We start from the raw sequence: 20,417 nt of genomic DNA, 5'->3' as shown, positions 1-20,417 counted from the left end.
GGAGGTTTGTCATGAGCAAGATTGCAATCATCGGTGCCACCGGCCGTGCCGGCAGCCAGTTGCTGGAAGAAGCCCTGCGCCGCGGGCACAGCGTCACCGCCATCGCCCGTGATCCGGCGAAATTGCAGGGCCGTGCCGGGGTGACCCCGGTCGCGCTGGATATCAAGGATGCGGCAGCACTGGCCAAGGCCCTGGCCGGCAATGATGTGGTCCTGAGTGCCGCACGCTTCGACGGTATTCCTGCCGCCACGCTGCTGGAGCCGGCGAAAAAGGCCGGGGTCAAGCGCGTGCTGGTGGTGGGCGGGGCGGGCAGCCTGCTGCTGCCGGATGACTCGCGGGTGATCGACAGCCCCGACTTCCCTGAGGCGTACAAGGCCGAAGCCAGTGCCGGCGCGGTCTACCTCGATACCCTGAAGCAGGAAAAGGACCTGGACTGGACCTTCCTCTCGCCTTCCGCCGAGTTCGTCGAAGGGCCTCGGACAGGCTCGTACAAGCTGGGCAAGGATCACCTGCTGATCGGTGCCGACGGCAAGAGCTGGATCACCTTTGCCGACTATGCCATCGCCTTGCTGGATGAAGTGGAGCAGCCGAAGCATTCGCGGCAGCGGTTTACCGTCGGTTATTGATCGACCTTCAGGGCCTCATCGCTGGCAATGCCAGCTCCCACAGATTTCGGTGGTGTACTCCAACCTGTGGGAGCCGGCATTGCCGGCGATAGGGCCCTCAAGCTCACCGCCTCCCGGCCTGCTCCCCCAACCATTCCAGCAGCTCCAGCAACCCCGGCGCCGCCGCCTTCCCCGGCCTGGCCAGGTAATAAGCCTTGCCGGTAGCCACCTTCAAGCCGAACGGCATCACCAGCCGTCCACTGGCCAGATCATCCCCGATCAGCGCCCAGTCGCCGATCGCCACCCCGGTCCCTTGCGAGGCCATGGCCATCGCCATGTCCAGCGTCTCGAAGTGCTGGCGCTTGTCCTGGATCGCCAGGTCCGCCCCCGCAGCTTCCAGCCAGGTCTGCCAATCCCGTTCGTCCCGCGATGGGTGCAGCAGCATCTGCCGGCGCAGGTCCGCCACCTCATGCACGCCCCCCGAAAGCTGCGGCGAGCACACCGGCGTCAATTGCTCGTCGAACAGCCGCAACGCCTCACCCTCCGGCTCGGCACCATAGACCACCGCCGCATCGAAGCCCTCGCGGCGAAAATCCACGCCATGCTGGATGGTGGTGGTCAGTTCCACCGGCACATCCGGGCGCAGCGCCTGCCATTCCATCAACCGCGGCAGCAGCCAGCGCATCACGCAGGTCGGTGCCTTCAACTGCAAGGTGCCGCGCGGTGCACCGATCTGCTGCACACCTTCGGCGATCAGGCCGAATACCTGCTGCACCCGCGGCAGCCATTCCTGGCCTTCGCGGGTCAGGCTCAGGCCGCGGGCCTGGCGAATGAACAGGGGGTAGCCCAGATGCTCTTCGAGCCCGGCGATCTGCCGGCTGACCGCACCCTGGGTCAGGTGCAGTTGCTGGGCGGCACGGGTGAAATTGCAGCACTGGGCTGTAATCAGGAAGGTATGCAGGGCGGGCAGGGGCGGGAGTCGTTTCATAGTGAGGAGCCATGATCTGGATGCATGGCTAGTATGAGCAACTTTGGTTTGTGCCGATAGCGCCTCGGCGGTCCAATGAAGCCCTTGTTCCGAATACACACAACAGGCGAACGAACATGGCGACTTGCGGCGAAGTACTGGTAAAACTCCTCGAAAACTACGGTGTCGATCATGTTTTCGGCATCCCCGGCGTGCACACCGTGGAGCTTTACCGTGGCCTGGCGGCATCGAGCATCCGCCATGTCACCCCGCGCCACGAGCAAGGCGCCGGCTTCATGGCTGACGGCTACGCGCGTACCCGTGGCAAGCCGGGCGTGTGCTTCATCATCACTGGCCCGGGCATGACCAATATCACCACCGCCATGGGCCAGGCCTACGCCGACTCGATCCCGATGCTGGTGATCTCCAGCGTGCAGTCGCGCAATGCCCTGGGCGGCGGGCGCGGCAAGCTGCATGAACTGCCGAACCAGAGCCAATTGGTGTCTGGCGTCGCCGCGTTCTCCCACACCCTGATGAGCGCCGACGACCTGCCGGAAGTACTGGCCCGGGCCTTTGCCGTGTTCGATGGCGCCCGCCCACGCCCGGTGCATATCGAAATCCCCCTGGACGTGATCGTCGAAGAAGCCGACCACCTGCTGGCCAGCGAGCCGGTGCGGGTCGATCGTGCCGCCGCCGCTCCGGCGACGGTAGCGAAGATGGCCGCCTTGCTGGCAACTGCCCGGCGTCCGCTGATCCTGGCCGGTGGTGGTGCTATCGATGCCAGCACGTCGCTGACCCGCCTGGCCGAATACCTGCAGGCCCCCACCGCCCTGACCATCAATGCCAAGGGCATGCTGCCGTCCCGTCACCCGCTGCTGATCGGCTCGACCCAGTCGCTGGTCGCCACCCGCGAACTGGTGCGCGAGGCCGATGTGATCCTGGCCATCGGCACCGAGCTGGCCGAGACCGACTACGACGTCACCTTCAAGGGCGGCTTCGAAATCCCCGGCACCCTGCTGCGCATCGATATCGATCCCGACCAGACCGTGCGCAACTACCCGCCGAAGCTGGCCCTGGTCGCCGATGCCGGCCATGCCTGCGACGCTCTGTTGCACGCCCTGGCCGACCAGCCGTCGCCGGTGCGCGCCGGCGAATGGGGGACGGCCCGTGCCGCCCGTCTGCGCGAAACCCTGGCGGCGCAGTGGGACGATGCCGCCACCGCCCAGACCCTGTTCCTCAACACCGTTCTCCAGGCCCTGCCCGACGCGGTACTGGTTGGCGATTCGACCCAGCCGGTCTACACCGGCAACCTGACCCTGGACCTCGATCACCCGCGCCGCTGGTTCAATGCCTCGACCGGTTACGGCACCCTCGGTTACGCACTTCCTGCGGCCATGGGCGCCTGGCTGGGCAGCGCCGAGGATCCTGCGCAGCGCCTGCCGGCGGTATGCCTGATCGGTGATGGCGGTATCCAGTTCACCTTGCCGGAGCTGGCCAGTGCGGTAGAAGCGCAGGTGCCGCTGATCGTCCTGCTGTGGAACAACCAGGGTTATGAAGAGATCAAGCGCTACATGGTCAACCGCGCGATCGAGCCGGTGGGCGTGGATATCCACACGCCGGACTTCGTCACCATTGCCAGGGGCTTTGGCTGCGTGGCGGAAGCGGTCAACGACGTGCAAGCCCTGAAAGCGGCGCTGACCATGGCGGCCGGTCGCCAGGGGCCGACGCTGATCGAGATCGACCAGCGCCGCTGGACCGAGACGGTCCTCGCTTAAATCGCGTTGCGCAGGCGCGCCATATCCCGCAACGGGGGCGCGCCGTACAGCCGGCTGTACTCGCGGCTGAACTGCGACGGGCTTTCATAGCCAACCCGATAACCGGCCACCGCCGCTTCCAGCCCGTCGTTGAGCATCAGCCGGCGGGCTTCCTGGAGGCGTAGCTGCTTCTGGTATTGCAGCGGGCTCATCGAGGTCACCGACTTGAAACGGTGATGCAGGGCCGAGACGCTGAGGTTCACTTCCCTGGCGAGGTCCTCGATGCGCAACGGCTTGTCGTAGTGATCGTTGAGCCACTGGATGGCCTGGCAGACCCGATGGGTCTGGCTGTTGGCCATGGCGATTTCATACAGGCGATGACCCTGTTTCCCACGCAGCAGGCGATAGAGGATTTCCCGGCGGATCAGCGGTGCCAGCACCGGGATGTCCTTGGGCGTATCCAGCAGGCGGATCAGACGGATCAGTGCATCCAGCAACTGCGTGTCGAGGCGCTCGACGAACAATCCGCGCCCCGAGGCCGTCGGTACACCCATGGGCCCGGCGTCGGCAATCAGGTTGTTGATCTCTGCCGGATCGATATCCAGGCGAATGCCCAGGCTCGGGTTCTCCGGGCTGGCGTCGAGGTAGACACCGCTGATCGGCATGGATACCGACACCACCATGTAATGCAGCGGGTCGTAGACATAGCGCTCGTCCCCCAGGTGCACGGCCTTGCTGCCCTGGGCCAGGATGCACAGGGCGGGGTGGGCCAGGGTCGGCATCGAGCGGATGTTTTCTTCATGGCGGACCAGGAACAGGTCCCTGATCGCCGAAGGATCGTTGGCCACCGGCGCGGCGTGGCGGCGGACCAGGTCGGCGAGGGTTTCGCGCAGGGATTCGAGAGCGGGATCGAGCGGTTCGACGACTGACATGGAGAGCGTTCCTCGGCGGATTTTCTCAGCATAGGTTTGTGCAAGTACCGGCGCTAGCCGAAAGCTGTCGGGTTCTTGCACGATCCTGCCGAACGGTGCGGCTTGTCACCAAAGTGAAGCGATTGCGCTTGCCCGAAGTGGAAGTCGCGGCTCCTGCGGTGTTTCAGGGAGATGTCCGGGGGGGGGAGGTGTTGTGCAGGATCAGGCAATTTGCCGACAGCATCTGCCTAACGGCGATGGCGGCGGGATGGCTAATCTTGGCAGCCTGGCAAGTTTCCCCTGGCCGCTTTAAGGAGCACCGAACATGACGACATCTCGACCGGTCAGCCATCTTTCCTTCGTGCGCGCCAGCGCGGGGCGTTCCGCAGAACTGGGCGAACGTCTGCAACAACTGCGCGAACCTGCCCGCACGACCCCCGGTTGCCTCGGCTTCAGCCTGCAACGCTCGACCTCCGACAGCCATCTCTGGTTGCTCAGCAGCCAATGGCAGGACCAATCGGCGATGAACGACTACTTCAATTCGCCGAGCCTGCAACTGTTTAGTGAACTGGTCCAGGCGCGGGTGCTGGACAGCCTCGACCTGCACACCTTCAGCTAGAATGGCGGCCTTTTTCGCAAGCATCCGGATGTAACGACAATGACGCGCAGAGTGTTCGTGGGTTTTGAAGCAGTGTCGGCGGTGGTCCCGAGCGAAGGCCGCTACTACGCCGCGATTGCGGTGAAGGGCCTGGGCGCCACAGGCGCGCCGACTTTCCACAAGGTTCTCGATGAGCAGACGTTCCAGACCGCCATGGCCGCCGATGAGGCGGCCAACACGGAACTGGCGCGTCTGCAGGGCGTTACTGCCGACGGCGAGCTGGTCTGGTAAGCAGGCTTCAGGGCTGCGGGCGACGCATCTTGAACAGGTTGCCCAGCTCGAAATAATCCGCCGGGCCACCACCACGCAGGATCGGCTCGGCGGCAGCGGTATCGTAGATCCCGTCCTTGAGCAGATGCTCGGCGATATGCACCGCCACTACCTCGCCGAGGATCAGCCAGCTCGGCACCAGTTCCTGGTCGGCGCGCTTGAGCTGGATGATCTGGCTCACCTTGCACTCGAACGACACCGGGCTTTCCTGCACCCGCGGCACCGCGATCACCCGCGAGGCCGCCGGGGTCAATTGGCTCAGGGCGAACTCATCCACTTCCGGCGGCACTGCCGCGCAGCTCTGGTTCATCGCCTCGGCCAGCGGGCGGGTGGCCAGGTTCCAGGCGAACTCGCCGGTCTGCTCGATATTGTTCAGGCTGTCTTTGCGCCCGACGCTGCAGAAACCGACGATCGGCGGAATGTAGTTGAAAGCGTTGAAGAAGCTGTAGGGCGCCAGATTCAGGCGGCCTTCGGCGTCCTGGGAGGAAATCCAGCCGATCGGGCGCGGACCGACGATGGCATTGAACGGATCGTGGGGCAGGCCGTGGCCTTTTGCGGGTTCGTAGTAGTACATCGAGCGGGCCTTGTGGGCTGGAACACGGGAAGGAGCGCCTAGTGTGCCAAGAGTGCCGGGCCCTGAAAACGATTAAGCCCGGCCGAAGCCGGGCTGTGGAAGGTGAAGCTTCAGATCTTAGCTGAAGCGATGGGCCTGGGTGCGGTCGAAACCGTCGGCGGCGAATTTGGCGCCGTTGGTGCGATCGAAACCGTCTTCGGCGAATTTGGCGCCGTGGGTGCGATCGAAGCCGTCTTCGGCGAATTTGGCACCGTTGGTGCGATCGAAGCCGTCTTCGGCGAATTTGGCGCCGTTGGTGCGATCGAAGCCGTCTTCGGCGAATTTGGCGCCGTGGGTGCGATCGAAGCCGTCTTCAGCGAATTTGGCAGCGCCGGTCCGGTCGTAGCCATCTTCGGCGACAGCGGCAGCATGGGCTGGCGAATGGCTGAAGTTATGGCTGCCGGTGCGGTCGAAGCCGTCGGCGGCGAAGGCGTTGGCGGTCAGAACAGAGAAGGCCAGGGTCAGGATCAGTTTGCTTTTCATGGTGGTTGCTCCGGGGTAGTGAGTTGGGTTGCTTGTTTCTATGGGTTTGATGCTACGCCGATTAATTTGATTAAAAAGCGCAAAAAATCGGCCATAAAAATCATATAAATCGATCAATTTGCCGACACTGAACACTGTGGGAGCTGGCTTGCCAGCGATAGGGCCCGTCTTGGCAAAGATGGTTTCTGGTCTGGCCTCATCGCTGGCAAGCCAGCTCCCACAGGGTGCGGCGTCACGCCATCGGAAAATGAAAGATTTTTCACCCACGTTTTTTTCATTTGTCACTGACCCATTTTTCATTGGCCCATCAGCAGTCTTCGCGGCATCTGCCCCCGAAGAGCGACACGCACAATGAATAAACTCCCGCACATCACCCTGGCGTTCTGGATCATGAAGATCTGCGCCACCACCCTCGGCGAAACCGCCGGCGACCTGCTATCGATGACCCTGAATGTCGGCTACGCGCTGAGCTCGGTCATCCTCATCAGCCTGTTCCTCGCCACGCTGCTGGCCCAGTTGTTCTCGCGCAAATACCATCCGGCGCTGTACTGGCTGGTGATCCTCTCCACCAGTACCGCCGGCACCACCATGTCCGATTTCATGGACCGCACCCTGGGCCTGGGCTACGCCACCGGCTCGGCGATCCTCATCGGCATCCTCGCCCTGACCTTCGCCCTGTGGCGGATGAGCGGCAACACCCTCAACGTCAACCACATCAGCAGCCGGCGCGGCGAGATTTTCTACTGGGTGGCGATCCTGTTCTCCAACACCCTGGGTACGGCGCTGGGCGACTACCTGGCGGACGATTCGGGACTGGGCTTCGCCGGTGGCGCACTGCTGATCGGCTCGGCCATCTGCCTGGTGGTGATCGCCCGCTATGTCACGAAGATTTCCCCGGTGGCGCTGTTCTGGATCGCCTTTGTCCTGACCCGGCCGTTCGGCGCGACCCTGGGGGACTTCCTGACCAAGCCGTACGAGAAAGGCGGGCTGGACTTCGGCACGGTGGGCTCGTCGGCGGTGTTGGGTGGGGTGCTGGTGCTGATGGTGGGGATGGCGTACTGGGTCAACACTCGCCGAAGCCAGCAAGCTGAACTGGCATCCTGATGTTTATCCCCTGTGTGCGGCATGTGGCCCCTCACGGGGGCGTTTTCAGAGTAGGGAATAGCCCGACTTCAACTTGTGCTCGTCCACATAGTGTCGGGTCTGGAAGTCCAGTACCGAGGAGAACAGGCGACTGGCATCTTCATCCACCCCCCAGGCCTGGGCTAGCTTGTCCTTGGTATGGGCGGCGGTCTGACGCCATGAGCCGATCCTGCTGAGCTCTTTTTCCCAAGCCTGCACGAACTGCTTGAGCAGCCAGGCATCGTGGTCGTCCAGGCATGGATAACGGCGTAATCGATCCAGCAGATAGAGCAATCGCCGTTTGCGCAGCAACGGGATGCCTGGATCCTTCAAACGCAGATCGGCCTTTTGCTTGAGGTGTTCGCTATCGAACCAGACGGATTTGGCAAAGCAGGCGAAGGCCACCTCGTCCACTCTGTGCAGAGGCACCTTGCTGACTTTCACCACGAGCTGATCGAGAACATCGCGTTCCCGGGCCGAGGTTTTAGGGTTGGTAGCCAAACTCATCCAGTACCAGTCTCAGATAGCTCAGGGTTGTCGACCTGTCGCAAGGGCAATAGTCGATAGCTTGTCTGGCAAGCATATCAAGACTTTTCAAATTGACGTTCCTTGCCCGGATAAGCGTGCGGATGTCTTGGTGATCTCGATCGGTGAAACGCCCAAGCTTGGTGATGATGAGATCGATGGGCGCGGCGACGAACACTTGCAGTCGAGCCGTTTCCTGTCCTGGCGTCAGCGGGATGGCCCGATCTTCAAAGTCCTCATGAATCGGACAGAGCGAGGTATTGAAACGCGTGTCGTACTGAACCTGCATATCTCGACCGTCTAGCTCGTAGTCTTCCGGAATGCCATCGAGCAAAGCAATGACCTCACTGCGGTCGACTCCAGCCGCGATTGCCAGCTCCGCGTCTACATCCGCACTGCCGCGAGCGTTGGTCAGCATATGCAAGGCGCAACCGCCAAAAACGTAGGCCTTGAATACGCCAGCAGGTTGCCCGTCCAGTAGCGGTAGAACACGATCGAACAGGCGGATCACGGCGAGTGTGAGTGGGGTTTCGAAGTACGCTGGGGCATGCATGGTCATTGGCGTCCATGGTGTGACATCGGTTTTTGGCTGCATGTCTGAAAGACAAAGCCCCCGACCTCGCGGCCGGGGGCTTCGTCTTTCAGCAGGTCACTGACTTAATCCATCAGTCGGTGACAATCCGCGAATGCTTCTGGGTGTCCTTCATGAACACATACACCAGCAGCGAGCAGGCGATGCAGGCGGTGACGTACCAGTAGTAGCCGGTCTCCATGCCCGCGCTCTTGAACCACAGGGCGACGTATTCAGCGGTGCCGCCGAAGATCGACACGGTCAGCGCGTACGGCAGGCCCACGCCCAGGGCGCGGATCTCGGTGGGGAACAGCTCGGCCTTGACCACGGCGTTGATCGAGGTGTAGCCGCTGACGATGATCAGCGCGGCCATGATCAGGAAGAACGCACCCCACCAGCTCTGCACGGTGTGCAGGGTGGAGAGGATCGGCACGGTGAAGATCGTGCCGAGGACGCCGAAGGCGATCAGGATCGGGCGCCGGCCGATCTTGTCGGAGAGCGCGCCGATCACCGGCTGCAGGCACATGAACAGGAACAGCGTGGCTGCCGAGATCATGGTCGAGTCGGTGATGCTCATGCCCACCGTGTTGACCAGGTACTTCTGCATGTAGGTGGTGTAGGTGTAGAAGGCCAGGGTGCCGCCCATGGTCAGGCCGACCACGGTGGCGAGTTCCTTCGGATGGCGCAGCAGGGTGCGCATCAGGCTTTCCTTGGCCTTGGGCTTTTCCTTCTTGGTGAAGGACTCGGTCTCTTCCATGCCACGACGCAGGTACAGGGCAACCACCGCACACAGCGCACCGATCACGAAGGGTACGCGCCAGCCCCAGGAATAGAGCTGCTCGGTGGTCAGGGTCTGTTGCAGGATGATCAATACGGCGAGGGCAATGAGCTGGCCGGAGATCAGGGTCACGTACTGGAAGCTGGAGAAGAAGCCGCGACGTTCCTTGGTCGCCATCTCGCTGAGGTAGGTGGCCGAGGTGCCGTATTCGCCACCCACCGACAGGCCTTGCATCAGGCGGGCGATGACCAGCAGGACCGGTGCGGCGACGCCGATGGTCTCGTAGCCTGGGGTCAGGGCGATGACCAGCGAGCCGAAGCACATCAGCAACACCGAGGCCATCAGCGCTGCCTTGCGGCCCTTGCGGTCGGCGTACAGGCCCATCAGCCAGCCGCCGATCGGGCGCATCAGGAAGCCCACGGCGAAGATCGCAGCGGTGTTGAGCAGTTGTGCGGTGGTGTCGCCGGCCGGGAAGAAGGCTTTGGCGAAGTACAGGGAGAATGCGGCGTAGACGTACCAGTCATACCACTCGACCATGTTGCCGACCGATCCGCTGAAGATCGACTTGAGGCGGCTGGTGGTGGTCTTGGGTGCAGCCGAGGCAGCGGCTGCCCCGCCAGGCAGGGTAGAAGCGTTATCCATGGGGCGGAACCTTCATGTTGTTTTTGTGGGAGCGCGTCGGAACGCAGCCTGCGGGGGCTATAGCAGGAGGTGTGCCAGGGAAATACAACAGGCCCCATCGCTGGCAAGCCAGCTCCCACAAGTTCGCTGCAAGCCGCGGACTACGGGCCTTGCACGGGACCTGTGGGAGCTGGCTTGCCAGCGATGAGGCCACCCCGGACAACAACGAAGAAGGGGTGAATAAGCGGATTTCCGCCTATCTTTTACGGCCGCTAAGCGGATTCCCGCTCACGCTCAAGGCCGTTCGAGAAAGTCCTCGCGCACCAGCCCATGGCGCTGCATTTTCTCGTTCAGGGTCCGCCGCGGTAGTTGCAGCTCTTCCATCACCGCCTTGATCTCGCCCTTGTGCCGGCGCAGCGAGGTGCGCAGGCAATTGGCCTCGAACGCCTCGCTCTGCGCCGCCAGCGACGAATCGCTCGCCACCTGCGGTGCTGCCGGATCGCTCAGGCCCATGGCATGGCGCTCGGCGGCATTGGCCAGTTCGCGCACATTGCCCGGCCAGTCATGCCCGAGCAGGTGACCCAGTTGCGCGACGCTCACCGACGGCGCCACCCGGCCGACCTGTTCGGCGGCATGCCGGGCGAACGACTCGAACAGCAGCGGAATGTCCTCGCGCCGCTCGCGCAGCGGTGCCAGGCGCAGCTCGGCGATATTCAACCGATACACCAGGTCCTCGCGGAACCGCCCGGCGCGGGCCTCTTCCAGCAGGTCCGGCTTGGTCGCGGCGATGATCCGCAGGTCCACCGCGATGCTCTGGTTGGCCCCCAGCCGTTCCAGCTTGCGCTCCTGGATCACCCGCAGCAGTTTGGCTTGCTGGGCTAGCGGCAGGCTTTCGATCTCGTCAAGAAACACCGTGCCGCCATCGGCATATTCCAGCTTGCCGATGCGTTTGCCCTGGGCGCCGGTAAAGGCGCCGCTCTCGTGACCGAACAGCTCGGCCTCGAACAGATGCTCGGGAATCGCCGCGCAGTTGAGGGCGACGAACGGCTTGTCCGCACGAGGCCCGAAGTCATGCAGGCAACGGGCGACCCGCTCCTTGCCACTGCCGGTTTCGCCACGGATCAGCACATTCACCGGCAACCCCGCCAGCTCCAGCACCTGGCGGCGCAACTGCTGCATGCCCTGGCTCATGCCGAGCAGGGTGGTTTCCAGGCGGCTCTTGAGGTCGGCCTGTTCATGCAGGCGGCGGTTTTCCAGGACCAGCCGGCGTTTCTCCAGGGCCCGACGCAGGCTGTCCAGGAGGTTTTCCGGGCTGAAGGGCTTTTCCAGGAAGTCGTAGGCGCCGTTGCGCATGGCCTCCACCGCCATCGGCACATCGCCGTGGCCGGTGAGCAGGATCACCGGCAGGTCGGCATCGCGCGCCTGCAGTTGCGCCAGCAGTTGCAGGCCGTCCATGCCGGGCATGCGCACATCGCTGAGGATCACCCCGGGAAAATGCGCCGGCAGGGCGGCCAGGCATTCCTCGGCGCGGCTGTGCAACCGCACCTCGAAGCCCGACAGGCCCAGCCACTGCTCGACCGCCGTGCGGATACTGGCTTCGTCGTCGACGACAATCACCGAATTCAACATGCGTTCTCCGGATCGCGGGGAAGGGTGAAGCTGAAACGGGCGCCGCCGGGCTGGTTGTCCACCAGCAGGCGGCTGCCGGCCTCGTGGATGATGCCATAGGAAATCGCCAGGCCCAGGCCGAGGCCTTCACCCACCGGCTTGGTGGTGAAGAACGGATCGAAGACATTGCCCAGGTGCTCCTCGGCGATGCCGCCGCCGCTGTCCTGCACGCTCAGGCGCCAGCCGTCGGCCTCGCTGTCGATGCGGATTTCCAGGCGGCGGAAGCCCTTGTCGAGCATGGCGTCGAGGGCGTTGTGCAGCAGGTTGATCAGCACCTGTTCGAGGCGGATCGCATCACCGCGGACCCAGGCCGGTCGCGCCAGGTACAGGGCGGTGCTGACGTTCTCGGCACGAATCCGCGCATCCAGCAGTTGCAGGGCGTGATCCACCACCGTGGCCAGGTCGAGGCGCTCGCGCAGGCCGCTGGGGCTGTTGCGGGCGAAGGTCTTCAGGTGGCCGGTGAGCGAGGCCATGCGCGTCAGCATCTGCTCCAGCGGCAACAGGGCCTGGCGCGCGTCATCGATGCGATCGTTGTCCAGCAGCAGGCGCAGGGTCGCCAGTTGCATGCGCTGGGCGGTCAGCGGCTGGTTCAGTTCGTGGGCGAGGGCGGCGGACATCTGCCCCAGCGCCGCCAGCTTGGTCGATTGCACCAGGCCTTCCTGGGCGGTGTGCAGCTCGCGGGTGCGTTCCTCCACCAGGCGTTTGAGCTCTTCGCGGCTGCGCTGACGCAGGCGGGCCAGGCGCAGGCGCTGGCTGACGAACAGCGCGGCGAACACCAGGCTCAGCCATACCGCAGCAGCGGCCAGGGCGGCGTTGCGTCCGTCGTTGCCGGTCTGCGGCTGGCGCAGCAGGTGCAGGGTCCAGCCTTCGCTGGCCAGCGGCAGGCTCTCCCACAGGTAGTCGACGCTGCCCTGCGGGCCCTGCACACGGACCAGGTTGCTGTTGTCATCGAAGGTGTCGAGCACCTGGCGCTGCAAGGGCACCAGGGCCTGCTTGTCGTACTGGCGGGTCTGCTCCAGTTCGTTGAAATCGTGGGCGGACAGGGCATTGAGCTTGCGATAGCGCCAGCCGTCCTGGTTGGCGATGAAGATGATGCCGCGGGCATCGCTGACCAGCACCACGTCGTTGCCCTGGCGCCATTCGCGCTCCAGCTCGGGAAACTCCAGCTTGACCACCATGGCGCCGAGGAAGCCCTGCTGCTCGTCGCTGACCGCGCTGGACAGGAAGTAGCCGGGAATCCCGCTGGTCACGCCGATGGCGTAGAAGCGTCCGGTGCCCTGGCTGCGGGTCTGCTTGAAGTAGGGGCGAAAGCCGTAGTTGTGGCCGACATAGGTACTGGGCAGGCGCCAGTTGCTGGCCGCCACGGCAAGGCCGGTGCGGTCGAGCAGTTCCAGGGTCGAGGAATTGGCCGCGCCGTTGATGCGCTCCAGCTTGCGGTTGAGCTGGTCCTGGGTTTCCGGGCTGACCGTGCCGCGCAGTGCGGTGATCAGTTCCGGATCAAGGGCCAGCACCGCCGGCAGGGCGCGGTAGCGTTCGATCAGGGTGTGCAGCGAGTTGGCGTACAGGCCCAGTTGCTGGCTGGCCCGCGCGGCGTCCTCGACCATGGCCTGGTGCTCGGCATGTTGCCGGGCCCAGGTGGCGGCGAGCAGGGTACCGGTGCTGATCGCCAGGACCATCAGCCCCAGGCGCAAGGTGCGAAAGGAAAGCGACATGAGGAGCCATCCGGGCAGCGGGGAAGGCCGCATGGCGCTTCCCCCTTGGGCGTGCGGCGCTTACAGCAGTTCGAAGCTCTGCTGTTGCACCGACTCGGAATCCAGGCCGACCTGCACGTTGAACTCGCCCGCTTCGGCGGCGTACTTCAACTGGCTGTTGTAGAACTTCAGGTCGTCCTCGCTGATGCGGAAGGTCACCGTGCGTTCTTCGCCCGCCTTGAGCAGGATCTTCTGGAAGTTCTTCAGTTCCTTGACCGGCCGGCTCATCGACGCGGCCACATCCGCCACGTACAGCTGCACCACGGTCTCGCCGTCACGCTTGCCGGTGTTCTTCACCTTGACGCTGGCCTGCAGGCTGTCGCCTTTCTTCAGGGTCTTGCTCGACAGGGTCAGCGGCGATACGGAGAACTCGGTGTAGCTCAGGCCATAGCCGAACGGATACAGCGGGCCGTTCGGTTCCTCGAAGTACTGCGAGGTGTAGTTGCCCGGCTTGCCCGGGGTGAACGGCCGACCGATGCGCATGTGGTTGTAGTACATCGGGATCTGCCCGACCGAGCGCGGGAAGGTGATCGGCAGCTTGCCGGACGGGTTGTAGTCGCCGAACAGCACGTCGGCGATGGCGTTGCCGCCTTCGGTGCCGGAGAACCAGGTTTCGAGGATGGCGTCGGCCTGCTCGCGCTCCCAGCCGATCGACAGCGGACGGCCGTTCATCAGCACCAGCACCAACGGCTTGCCCGTGGCCTTCAGGGCCTTGATCAGGTCGCGCTGCACTGCCGGGATTTCCAGGGTGGTGCGGCTGGACGACTCGTGGGACATGCCACGGGATTCGCCGACCACTGCGACCACCACGTCGGCGCCTTTGGCCGCCTTGACCGCTTCGTCGATCAGCACGGCAGCCGGGCGCGGGTCGTTGACGATTTCCGGGGCGTCGAAGTTGAGGAAGTTCAGGTAGTCGAACATCGCCTTGTCGCCGGTGATGTTCGAGCCCTTGGCATAGACCAGTTGCGCCTTGTCGCCGACGGCGCGGCGCAGGCCTTCGCGGACGGTCACCGAGTGCACCGGCTTACCGTCGGCTGCCCAACTGCCCATCATGTCGATCGGCGCATCGGCCAGCGGGCCGACCAGGGCGATGGTGCCGCTCTTCTTCAGCGGCAGGGTCTGCCCGCGGTTTTCCAGCAGTACCAGGCCACGGCGCGCCACGTCGCGGGCGGCGTCGCGGTGCAGGCGGGCGTCGGCGTAGTAGTCCGGCACGTCGTTCTCGGCCTTGCCGATGCGCACGTACGGGTCCTTGAACAGGCCCATGTCGTACTTGGCGCCGAGTACCTCGCGCACCGCCTGGTCCAGCTCGGCCTGGCTGACTTCGCCGGACTTGAGCAGGCCCGGCAGTTCCTCGCCGTACAGGGTGTCGTTCATGCTCATGTCGATGCCGGCCTTGATCGCCAGCTTGGCCGCCTCGCGGCCGTCGCGGGCCACGCCATGGCGGATCAGTTCCTGGATGGCGCCGTGGTCGCTGATGGTCACGCCGTTGAAGCCCCACTCCTTGCGCAGCAGGTCGTTCATCAGCCAGGTATTGGAGGTGGCCGGCACGCCGTTGATCGAGTTCAGCGCTACCATCACCCCGCCGGCACCGGCGTCGATGGCCGCGCGGTAGGGCGGCAGGTAGTCGTTGTACATCTTCGGCAGGCTCATATCGACCGTGTTGTAGTCGCGCCCGCCTTCAACCGCGCCGTACAGGGCGAAGTGCTTGACGATGGCGAGGATGCTGTCGGGGTTCTGCGGGCTCTTGCCCTGGAACGACTCGACCATCACCTTGCCGATCTTCGAGGTCAGGTAGGTGTCTTCGCCGAAGCCTTCGCTGGTGCGGCCCCAGCGCGGATCACGGGCGATGTCGACCATCGGTGCGAAGGTCATGTCGAGGGAGTCGGCGGCGGCCTCGATGGCCGAGGTGCGGCCGACCTTGGCGATCGCCTGCATGTCCCAGGACGAGGCCATGCCCAGGCCGATCGGGAAGATGGTGCGGTTGCCGTGAATGGTGTCGTAGGCGAAGAACATCGGGATCTTCAGGCGGCTGCGCATGGCCGCGTCCTGCATCGGCCGGTTCTCCGGCGCGGTGCGCGAGTTGAAGGTCCCGCCGATGCGGCCGGCGGCGATTTCCTCGCGGATCTTCTCCCGTGGCATTTCCGGGCCGATGGAGATCAGGCGCAACTGGCCGATCTTCTCGTCCTGGGTCATCTGGCCCAGCAGCTTGTCGACGAAGGCTTTCTTTTCCTGCAGCTGCGCGGCGGCGGCGGAGGTGTCGGCCAGGGCCGTCTGACTGGCCAGGCTGACGAGCAGACCCAGCAAACACAGTTTCTTCATGAATTCTGTTCTCGTGGCTCACACCGGCGTTCACGGGCGACACCGGCCAGCCGAAAGTGGGGGAGCGGCTATTGTTGTAGGTTGCTGGGGCAGTTTTGTAGTCGATCGAACCTGCACTCGCCAGCGGCGGTCACGGATTATGCCTCAAGTCCATGGCCAAACGGATAATCAAGGAGCTTCGCACGATGGTTGCACTCACCCGCATCAACACCTGGGCCCTGATCCTGCTCGCCAGCCTGCTGTCCGGCTGCGGCATCAACAACATTCCCAGCTACGACGAGCAGGTCAAGGCTGCCTGGGGCCAGGTGCAGAACCAGTACCAGCGGCGTGCCGACCTCATCCCCAACCTGGTGGAAACGGTCAAGGGCTACGCGAAGCACGAACAGGACACCCTCACCGCAGTGATCGAGGCGCGGGCCAAGGCGACCTCGATCCAGGTCGATGCGAAAACCCTCGACGATCCGGAAAAGCTCAAGCAGTTCCAGGCTGCCCAGACCCAACTGACCGGCGCCCTGAGCCGGCTGATGGTGGTGGCCGAGCAATACCCCAACCTCAAGGCCGACCAGAATTTCCTCGCCCTGCAATCCCAGCTCGAAGGCACGGAAAACCGCATCGCCGTGGCGCGCAAGGACTTCATCGCCGCCGTGCAGAAGTACAACACCGAGATCCGCACTTTCCCCGGACGCATCTGGCACACGGTGATGTACAGCGACCTGCCGCTGCGCGAGAGCTTCGAGGCCACCAGCGCCAACGCCGACAAAGCCCCTGAAGTGAAATTCTGATGCGCCCGGCCAAGGCGCTGGTGGTGCTGGTGCTGCTGCTGGTGGCGCTGGCGCTGCGTGCCGAGGTGGCATTCCCGCCGCTGAGCGGGCGGGTAGTCGATAACGCCAACCTGCTCGACGCCCACACCCGCGCCCAGCTCGGGCAGATGCTCGAAGCCCATGAGCAGAGCACTGGCGAGCAGGTGGTAGTGGTCACCCTGCCCGATCTGCAAGGACTGCCCATCGAGGAGTACGGCTATCAGCTCGGGCGCTTCTGGGGCATCGGCCAGAAGGGCAAGGACAATGGCGCGTTGCTGATCGTCGCGCCGCAGCAGCGCAAGGTGCGTATCGAGGTGGGGTATGGCCTGGAGGGCGTGCTGACCGATGCGCAGAGCTCGGTGATCATCAATCGCATCATCCTGCCGGCGTTCAAGCGCGGCGAAATGAGCCAGGGCATCGTCCAGGGCAGCGCGGCGATCCTTCAGGTGCTTGGCGGCAATCCGCTGGCCCAGCCGTCGCGGGCCAGTTCGGCCGAGGGGGAGGGCGAGCCGCCGTCGTTGTGGGCGATTGGTTTGTTCATCCTGCTGGTGGTGGTTGTGCTTTATCTTCAGGGCCTCGGTGGTGGTGGCCGGCACGGTGGGCCCGGTGGTGGGTTCGGTGGTGGCTTCGGCGGGCTGGGTGGTGGCGGTCGTGGCGGGGGTGGTTTCGGGGGCGGTGGCGGCAGCTTCGGGGGCGGAGGTTCGTCCGGCAGTTGGTGAGTTGTTGCTCCTGCCGGCCTCATCGCCGGCAACGCCGGCTCCCACAGAGTTAGCGGTGTTCACAGTACCTGTGGGAGCTGGCATTGCCAGCGATGGGGCCATCAGCAGCAATACAAGACACAAGGGAAATCCATGGCACTACTCAACGAATTCCAGCAACGCCAGGTCGCCGAGGCCATCGCCGCGGCCGAGCGCCATACCGACGCCGAGCTGGTCACCGTGCTGGCCCGCAGCGCCGACGATTACGCCTATGTGCCGCTGGTCTGGGCCAGCCTGCTGGCGCTGCTGGTGCCGGGCCTGCTGTATTACCTCACCGGCTGGTTCAGCGCCCATGGCCTGCTGCTCACCCAGTGGCTGACCTTCATCGTGCTGGTCCTGGTCCTGCGCCTGCCGCTGTTCACCAGCCGCCTGGTGCCGCGCCGGGTCCGCCACTGGCGGGCGTCCAACCTCGCTCGGCGACAGTTTCTCGAACAGAACCTGCACCACACCGCCGGGCGCACCGGGGTGCTGATCTTCGTCTGCGAGGCGGAGCGCTACGTGGAGATCCTGGTGGACGACGGCATCGCCGCGCGGCTCGACGACCAGGTATGGGACGCCCTGGTCGCCGGCTTCACCGCCCAGGTCCGCGCCGGGCAGGTGCTGGAAGGCTTCCTCACCTGCATCGCCGCCTGTGGCGAACTGCTCAAGGTCCACGTCCCGGCCACCAGCCAGCGCAACGAGCTGCCCAACCGCCTGGTGATCCTCGACTGACACACGGCTCGACAAAACCTGTGCGCTGGCCGGGCATCCACGTAAAATGCCCGGCATTGCGCGCCGGCTGGCGCCCCCGCAACCCCGAGGCACCCCATTTCCATGTCCGCTACCTCCACCGCCCCGTCCGCTTCGGACGCGCGTGCGCAGTTTCTCGCCCTGCTGGCCGAGAGCCTGCAACAGCAATCCCTGGTCAAGCTGGTGCTGGCCCGCCACGTCGGTGCCGAAGCCGACCTGCAGCGCATCACGGCCAAGCCGCTGACCGTCAAGGGCACGCCGAGCCTGCAGTTCGTCTACCGCTACAAGACCCGCGACATCACCCGCAACCTGGCGCTGGACGAGGCCCTGGCGCAGATCGGCGAATGGCTGCCGGGCGCTTTCCGCAATGCCCACCTGCTCAGCCTGGCCGACGAAGTGCAGCTGGAGTTCAGCAAGAAGGGCAAGCCGATGCTCCACCGCAATGCCGCGCAGCAGGTGCGCCAGGTCGCGGCGGGCGAGCATGACCGCGAGAAGAAGCGCTACCTGGAACTGAGCCGGCCGTTCCTGCATGACCTCGGCGTGACCGACAAGCAGCAGGCGCTGATCCCGGCCATGTCGCGCAAGTGGAAGCAGATCAACAAGTTCATCGAGGTGTTCTCCCACGCCTTCACCAGCGTCGCGCTGCCCGCGCAGCAGCCGGTGCGGGTGGCGGACTTCGGCTCGGGCAAGGGCTACCTGACCTTCGCCATCCATGACTACCTGAGCAACACCTTGCAGCGTCCCGCCGAGGTCACCGGGGTCGAACTGCGCGCCGACATGGTCGAGCTGTGCAACAAGGCCGCCAGCCACCTGGAGCATCCGGGCCTGGTGTTCGAACAGGGCGACGTGCGCAGCGTGGTGCCAGCGCAGATCGACGTGATGATCGCCCTGCACGCCTGCGACATCGCCACCGACTACGCCATCCACACCGGCATCCGTTGCGGCGCGGCAATCATCATGTGCTCGCCGTGCTGCCACAAGCAGATCCGCCCGCAACTGCACAGCCCGGGCCTGCTCAAGCCGATGCTGCAATACGGCCTGCACCTCGGCCAGCAGGCCGAAATGCTCACCGACAGCCTGCGTGCCCTGTACCTGGAAGCCTGCGGCTACGACACCAAGGTGTTCGAGTTCATCTCGCTGGAGCACACCAACAAGAACAAGATGATCCTCGCCACCAAGCGCAAGGACGCCGGGGATCCGACGGCGCTGCTGGAGAAGATCGCCGAGTTGAAGGCGTTCTACGGGGTGTCGGAGCATTGCCTGGAGACGTTGCTCAAGGCGGATGGGTTGATTGCGGGGTGAGGTGTCCGGGGACGTGGTGTCCCCGGACAGACGCGGACCTAGGTGTTTTGCAGCAAGTCGAAGGTTATTCCACCGTAACCGTAATAGAACTGCGGGATCGGCGCCGGAACCAGCTTCACGTCGGCAATCGCCTGGAAGTAGATCAGTTGGTAACGCGGATCTTCCAGGCCGGTGTAGCACTCCGGCGGAACCAGGAATTGATAGTCCTCACCCGGGTTGCCGGGTGACGAGAAATGGGTGGTCGAGATCAATCCGTGAGCATTTCCGAGGACCCCAATGGCATTCCAGGTAAAGGACACATTGTGGTATTCGCGGATATTGTCGATCGGTTGGTAATGCACGCGAATGCCATCAGGGTAATCGGCAGGATCGAGCAGGCTTCCCTCTTCCAGTCCGTCGATTGTCATCTTGCCGAATGCCAGTCGACTGGCGACCTTCACAGTGACCGGCTGTCCAACCGTGATGCTGCCGTCAGGCAGGACGATTTCATGCTCGATCAGCACACTTTGGCCCTCGGCCTCCAGCAGCCACTGGTCTTCCAGGCTAAGGTGGGTATGGCTGGTTTCATCGCCGGTCAAACGGTGGGTGATGCGGTGTACATGGTTACCGTTTTCCGGTGTCCAGCGCATCCCCAGTACCGTACCTGCGGGCAGTCCGAGGGATTTGATTTCCAGAAAGAAACCGACAGGCCCCGCCTCGGCGATCTCCGCAGGAAGAATGATGCCCCAGGGTGGAACATCGAGCATGTAAAGGCGTAAGTCCCAATACAAGCAATAGATGGGTGATTCGGTGGGTTGTGCTGTTCCTCGCGAATAAGGCTGTTGAAGTCCGTTGAGCGACGTGATGGTACGCATACCTGGCTCCCTGGCGGCACCTCGCTGTGCCACCGCAAGAAGACCGGTGCAACGGGCGCCGTACCCGTGCAGGAAAGGTGGGGGATACACGATCGGCCCCCGTGTTATCAGCGCGATAGCGACGGCGGACGACTCTGCTAGGGAGCGGATGAGGAAGCCTGGCGCGCAATGTCGCCTGGCTGTCTGGCAAGTCTAGATAAGCGGCGGTTTGGTGCTGGCGCCATCCATCTGAAGGGAGGCTGGCCTGGCAGGAGATCGCGTCATGGCTGCCAGGTGCTTGCCTTGATCCTTGCAGCGTTCTTGAGATCGAGCGCCGCCCGCGCGGCGCATCGCTGGCAAGCCAGCTCCCACATTTGTT

20 protein-coding genes are annotated in these 20,417 nt (G+C 64.2%); 9 read left to right on the top strand and 11 right to left on the bottom strand.

The annotated features are described in order from the left end of the window. The first annotated feature begins 11 nt into the window (after nt 1–11). Nucleotides 12–626: an NAD(P)-dependent oxidoreductase gene (locus ACODSK_RS12980; protein ID WP_489016525.1), complete on the top strand. Its 615-nt coding sequence runs from the start codon at nt 12–14 to the stop codon at nt 624–626. Nucleotides 627–729: 103 nt separating this feature from the next. Here ACODSK_RS12980 and ACODSK_RS12975 read toward each other — a convergent pair whose 3' ends face one another. Then, nucleotides 730–1,593 (bottom strand): LysR substrate-binding domain-containing protein, encoded by an 864-nt coding sequence (locus tag ACODSK_RS12975; protein ID WP_489016523.1) that lies wholly within the window; start codon nt 1,591–1,593, stop codon nt 730–732. Between the two features lie 116 nt (nt 1,594–1,709). On the opposite strand from ACODSK_RS12975, the gene ACODSK_RS12970 reads away from it, so the two are divergent. Next, nucleotides 1,710–3,347, top strand: coding sequence for a 5-guanidino-2-oxopentanoate decarboxylase (locus ACODSK_RS12970; RefSeq protein WP_489016521.1), 1,638 nt, complete (start codon nt 1,710–1,712; stop codon nt 3,345–3,347). Here the strand turns inward: ACODSK_RS12970 and ACODSK_RS12965 are convergent. After that, the gene (locus ACODSK_RS12965) at nt 3,344–4,258 is read right to left on the bottom strand and encodes an AraC family transcriptional regulator (protein ID WP_489016519.1); all 915 of its coding nucleotides are present in this window, start codon (nt 4,256–4,258) and stop codon (nt 3,344–3,346) included. The genes ACODSK_RS12970 and ACODSK_RS12965 overlap by 4 nt on opposite strands. Before the next feature lie 304 nt (nt 4,259–4,562). On the opposite strand from ACODSK_RS12965, the gene ACODSK_RS12960 reads away from it, so the two are divergent. Continuing rightward, on the top strand, nt 4,563–4,856 hold the full coding sequence (locus ACODSK_RS12960; protein ID WP_489016517.1) for an antibiotic biosynthesis monooxygenase family protein: 294 nt from the start codon (nt 4,563–4,565) through the stop codon (nt 4,854–4,856). Nucleotides 4,857–4,895: 39 nt separating this feature from the next. Next, nucleotides 4,896–5,126, top strand: a complete 231-nt coding sequence (locus ACODSK_RS12955; protein ID WP_489016516.1) for a hypothetical protein — start codon at nt 4,896–4,898, stop codon at nt 5,124–5,126. A gap of 7 nt (nt 5,127–5,133) precedes the next feature. Here the strand turns inward: ACODSK_RS12955 and ACODSK_RS12950 are convergent, their stop codons facing one another. Further along, complete coding sequence (locus tag ACODSK_RS12950) at nt 5,134–5,739, bottom strand: flavin reductase family protein (RefSeq protein WP_489016515.1); 606 nt, start codon at nt 5,737–5,739, stop codon at nt 5,134–5,136. Nucleotides 5,740–5,856: 117 nt separating this feature from the next. Continuing rightward, nucleotides 5,857–6,261, bottom strand: a complete 405-nt coding sequence (locus ACODSK_RS12945; RefSeq protein ID WP_489016514.1) for a heme utilization protein — start codon at nt 6,259–6,261, stop codon at nt 5,857–5,859. A gap of 351 nt (nt 6,262–6,612) precedes the next feature. Here ACODSK_RS12945 and ACODSK_RS12940 point away from each other — a divergent pair, with 351 nt between their 5' ends. Continuing rightward, a complete protein-coding gene (locus ACODSK_RS12940; RefSeq protein WP_489016513.1) occupies nt 6,613–7,365 on the top strand; it encodes a COG4705 family protein in 753 nt (250 codons plus the stop codon). Nucleotides 7,366–7,410: 45 nt separating this feature from the next. Here ACODSK_RS12940 and ACODSK_RS12935 read toward each other — a convergent pair whose 3' ends face one another. From ACODSK_RS12935 to bglX, 6 genes are all read right to left on the bottom strand, one after another. Further along, nucleotides 7,411–7,890, bottom strand: coding sequence for a hypothetical protein (locus ACODSK_RS12935; protein ID WP_489016511.1), 480 nt, complete (start codon nt 7,888–7,890; stop codon nt 7,411–7,413). Continuing rightward, a complete protein-coding gene (locus ACODSK_RS12930) occupies nt 7,868–8,467 on the bottom strand; it encodes a DUF6036 family nucleotidyltransferase (RefSeq protein WP_489016510.1) in 600 nt (199 codons plus the stop codon). Before ACODSK_RS12930 ends, ACODSK_RS12935 begins: the two co-directional genes overlap by 23 nt. A gap of 106 nt (nt 8,468–8,573) precedes the next feature. After that, entirely contained in the window at nt 8,574–9,899 is a 1,326-nt protein-coding gene (locus ACODSK_RS12925; protein WP_489016509.1) for an MFS transporter, read from the bottom strand. Between the two features lie 273 nt (nt 9,900–10,172). Continuing rightward, on the bottom strand, nt 10,173–11,507 hold the full coding sequence (locus tag ACODSK_RS12920; protein ID WP_489016507.1) for a sigma-54-dependent transcriptional regulator: 1,335 nt from the start codon (nt 11,505–11,507) through the stop codon (nt 10,173–10,175). Beyond that, complete coding sequence (locus tag ACODSK_RS12915) at nt 11,501–13,258, bottom strand: ATP-binding protein (RefSeq protein ID WP_489016505.1); 1,758 nt, start codon at nt 13,256–13,258, stop codon at nt 11,501–11,503. The genes ACODSK_RS12920 and ACODSK_RS12915 overlap by 7 nt, the downstream gene beginning before the upstream one ends. Nucleotides 13,259–13,318: 60 nt before the next feature. Further along, complete coding sequence (gene bglX, locus ACODSK_RS12910; protein WP_489016504.1) at nt 13,319–15,616, bottom strand: beta-glucosidase BglX; 2,298 nt, start codon at nt 15,614–15,616, stop codon at nt 13,319–13,321. Between the two features lie 185 nt (nt 15,617–15,801). Here bglX and ACODSK_RS12905 point away from each other — a divergent pair, with 185 nt between their 5' ends. The 4 genes from ACODSK_RS12905 to ACODSK_RS12890 all read left to right on the top strand — a co-directional run bounded on the left by ACODSK_RS12905 (nt 15,802) and on the right by ACODSK_RS12890 (nt 19,205). After that, nucleotides 15,802–16,398 (top strand): LemA family protein, encoded by a 597-nt coding sequence (locus tag ACODSK_RS12905; protein WP_489016502.1) that lies wholly within the window; start codon nt 15,802–15,804, stop codon nt 16,396–16,398. Further along, nucleotides 16,398–17,135 carry a TPM domain-containing protein gene (locus tag ACODSK_RS12900; protein WP_489016500.1) on the top strand — a complete coding sequence of 246 codons (738 nt, stop codon included), beginning with the start codon at nt 16,398–16,400 and terminating at the stop codon, nt 17,133–17,135. The genes ACODSK_RS12905 and ACODSK_RS12900 overlap by 1 nt, the downstream gene beginning before the upstream one ends. A 132-nt stretch (nt 17,136–17,267) precedes the next feature. Continuing rightward, nucleotides 17,268–17,885 (top strand): TPM domain-containing protein, encoded by a 618-nt coding sequence (locus tag ACODSK_RS12895; RefSeq protein ID WP_489016499.1) that lies wholly within the window; start codon nt 17,268–17,270, stop codon nt 17,883–17,885. Between the two features lie 102 nt (nt 17,886–17,987). Continuing rightward, complete coding sequence (locus tag ACODSK_RS12890) at nt 17,988–19,205, top strand: class I SAM-dependent methyltransferase (RefSeq protein ID WP_489016498.1); 1,218 nt, start codon at nt 17,988–17,990, stop codon at nt 19,203–19,205. Nucleotides 19,206–19,243: 38 nt separating this feature from the next. Here ACODSK_RS12890 and ACODSK_RS12885 read toward each other — a convergent pair whose 3' ends face one another. Then, a complete protein-coding gene (locus tag ACODSK_RS12885) occupies nt 19,244–20,059 on the bottom strand; it encodes a hypothetical protein (protein ID WP_489016496.1) in 816 nt (271 codons plus the stop codon). Between the last annotated feature and the right edge of the window lie 358 nt (nt 20,060–20,417).

It is taken from the genome of Pseudomonas sp. FG98 (genome assembly GCF_057808595.1).
This window is presented reverse-complemented; position numbering and strand designations above follow the sequence as displayed.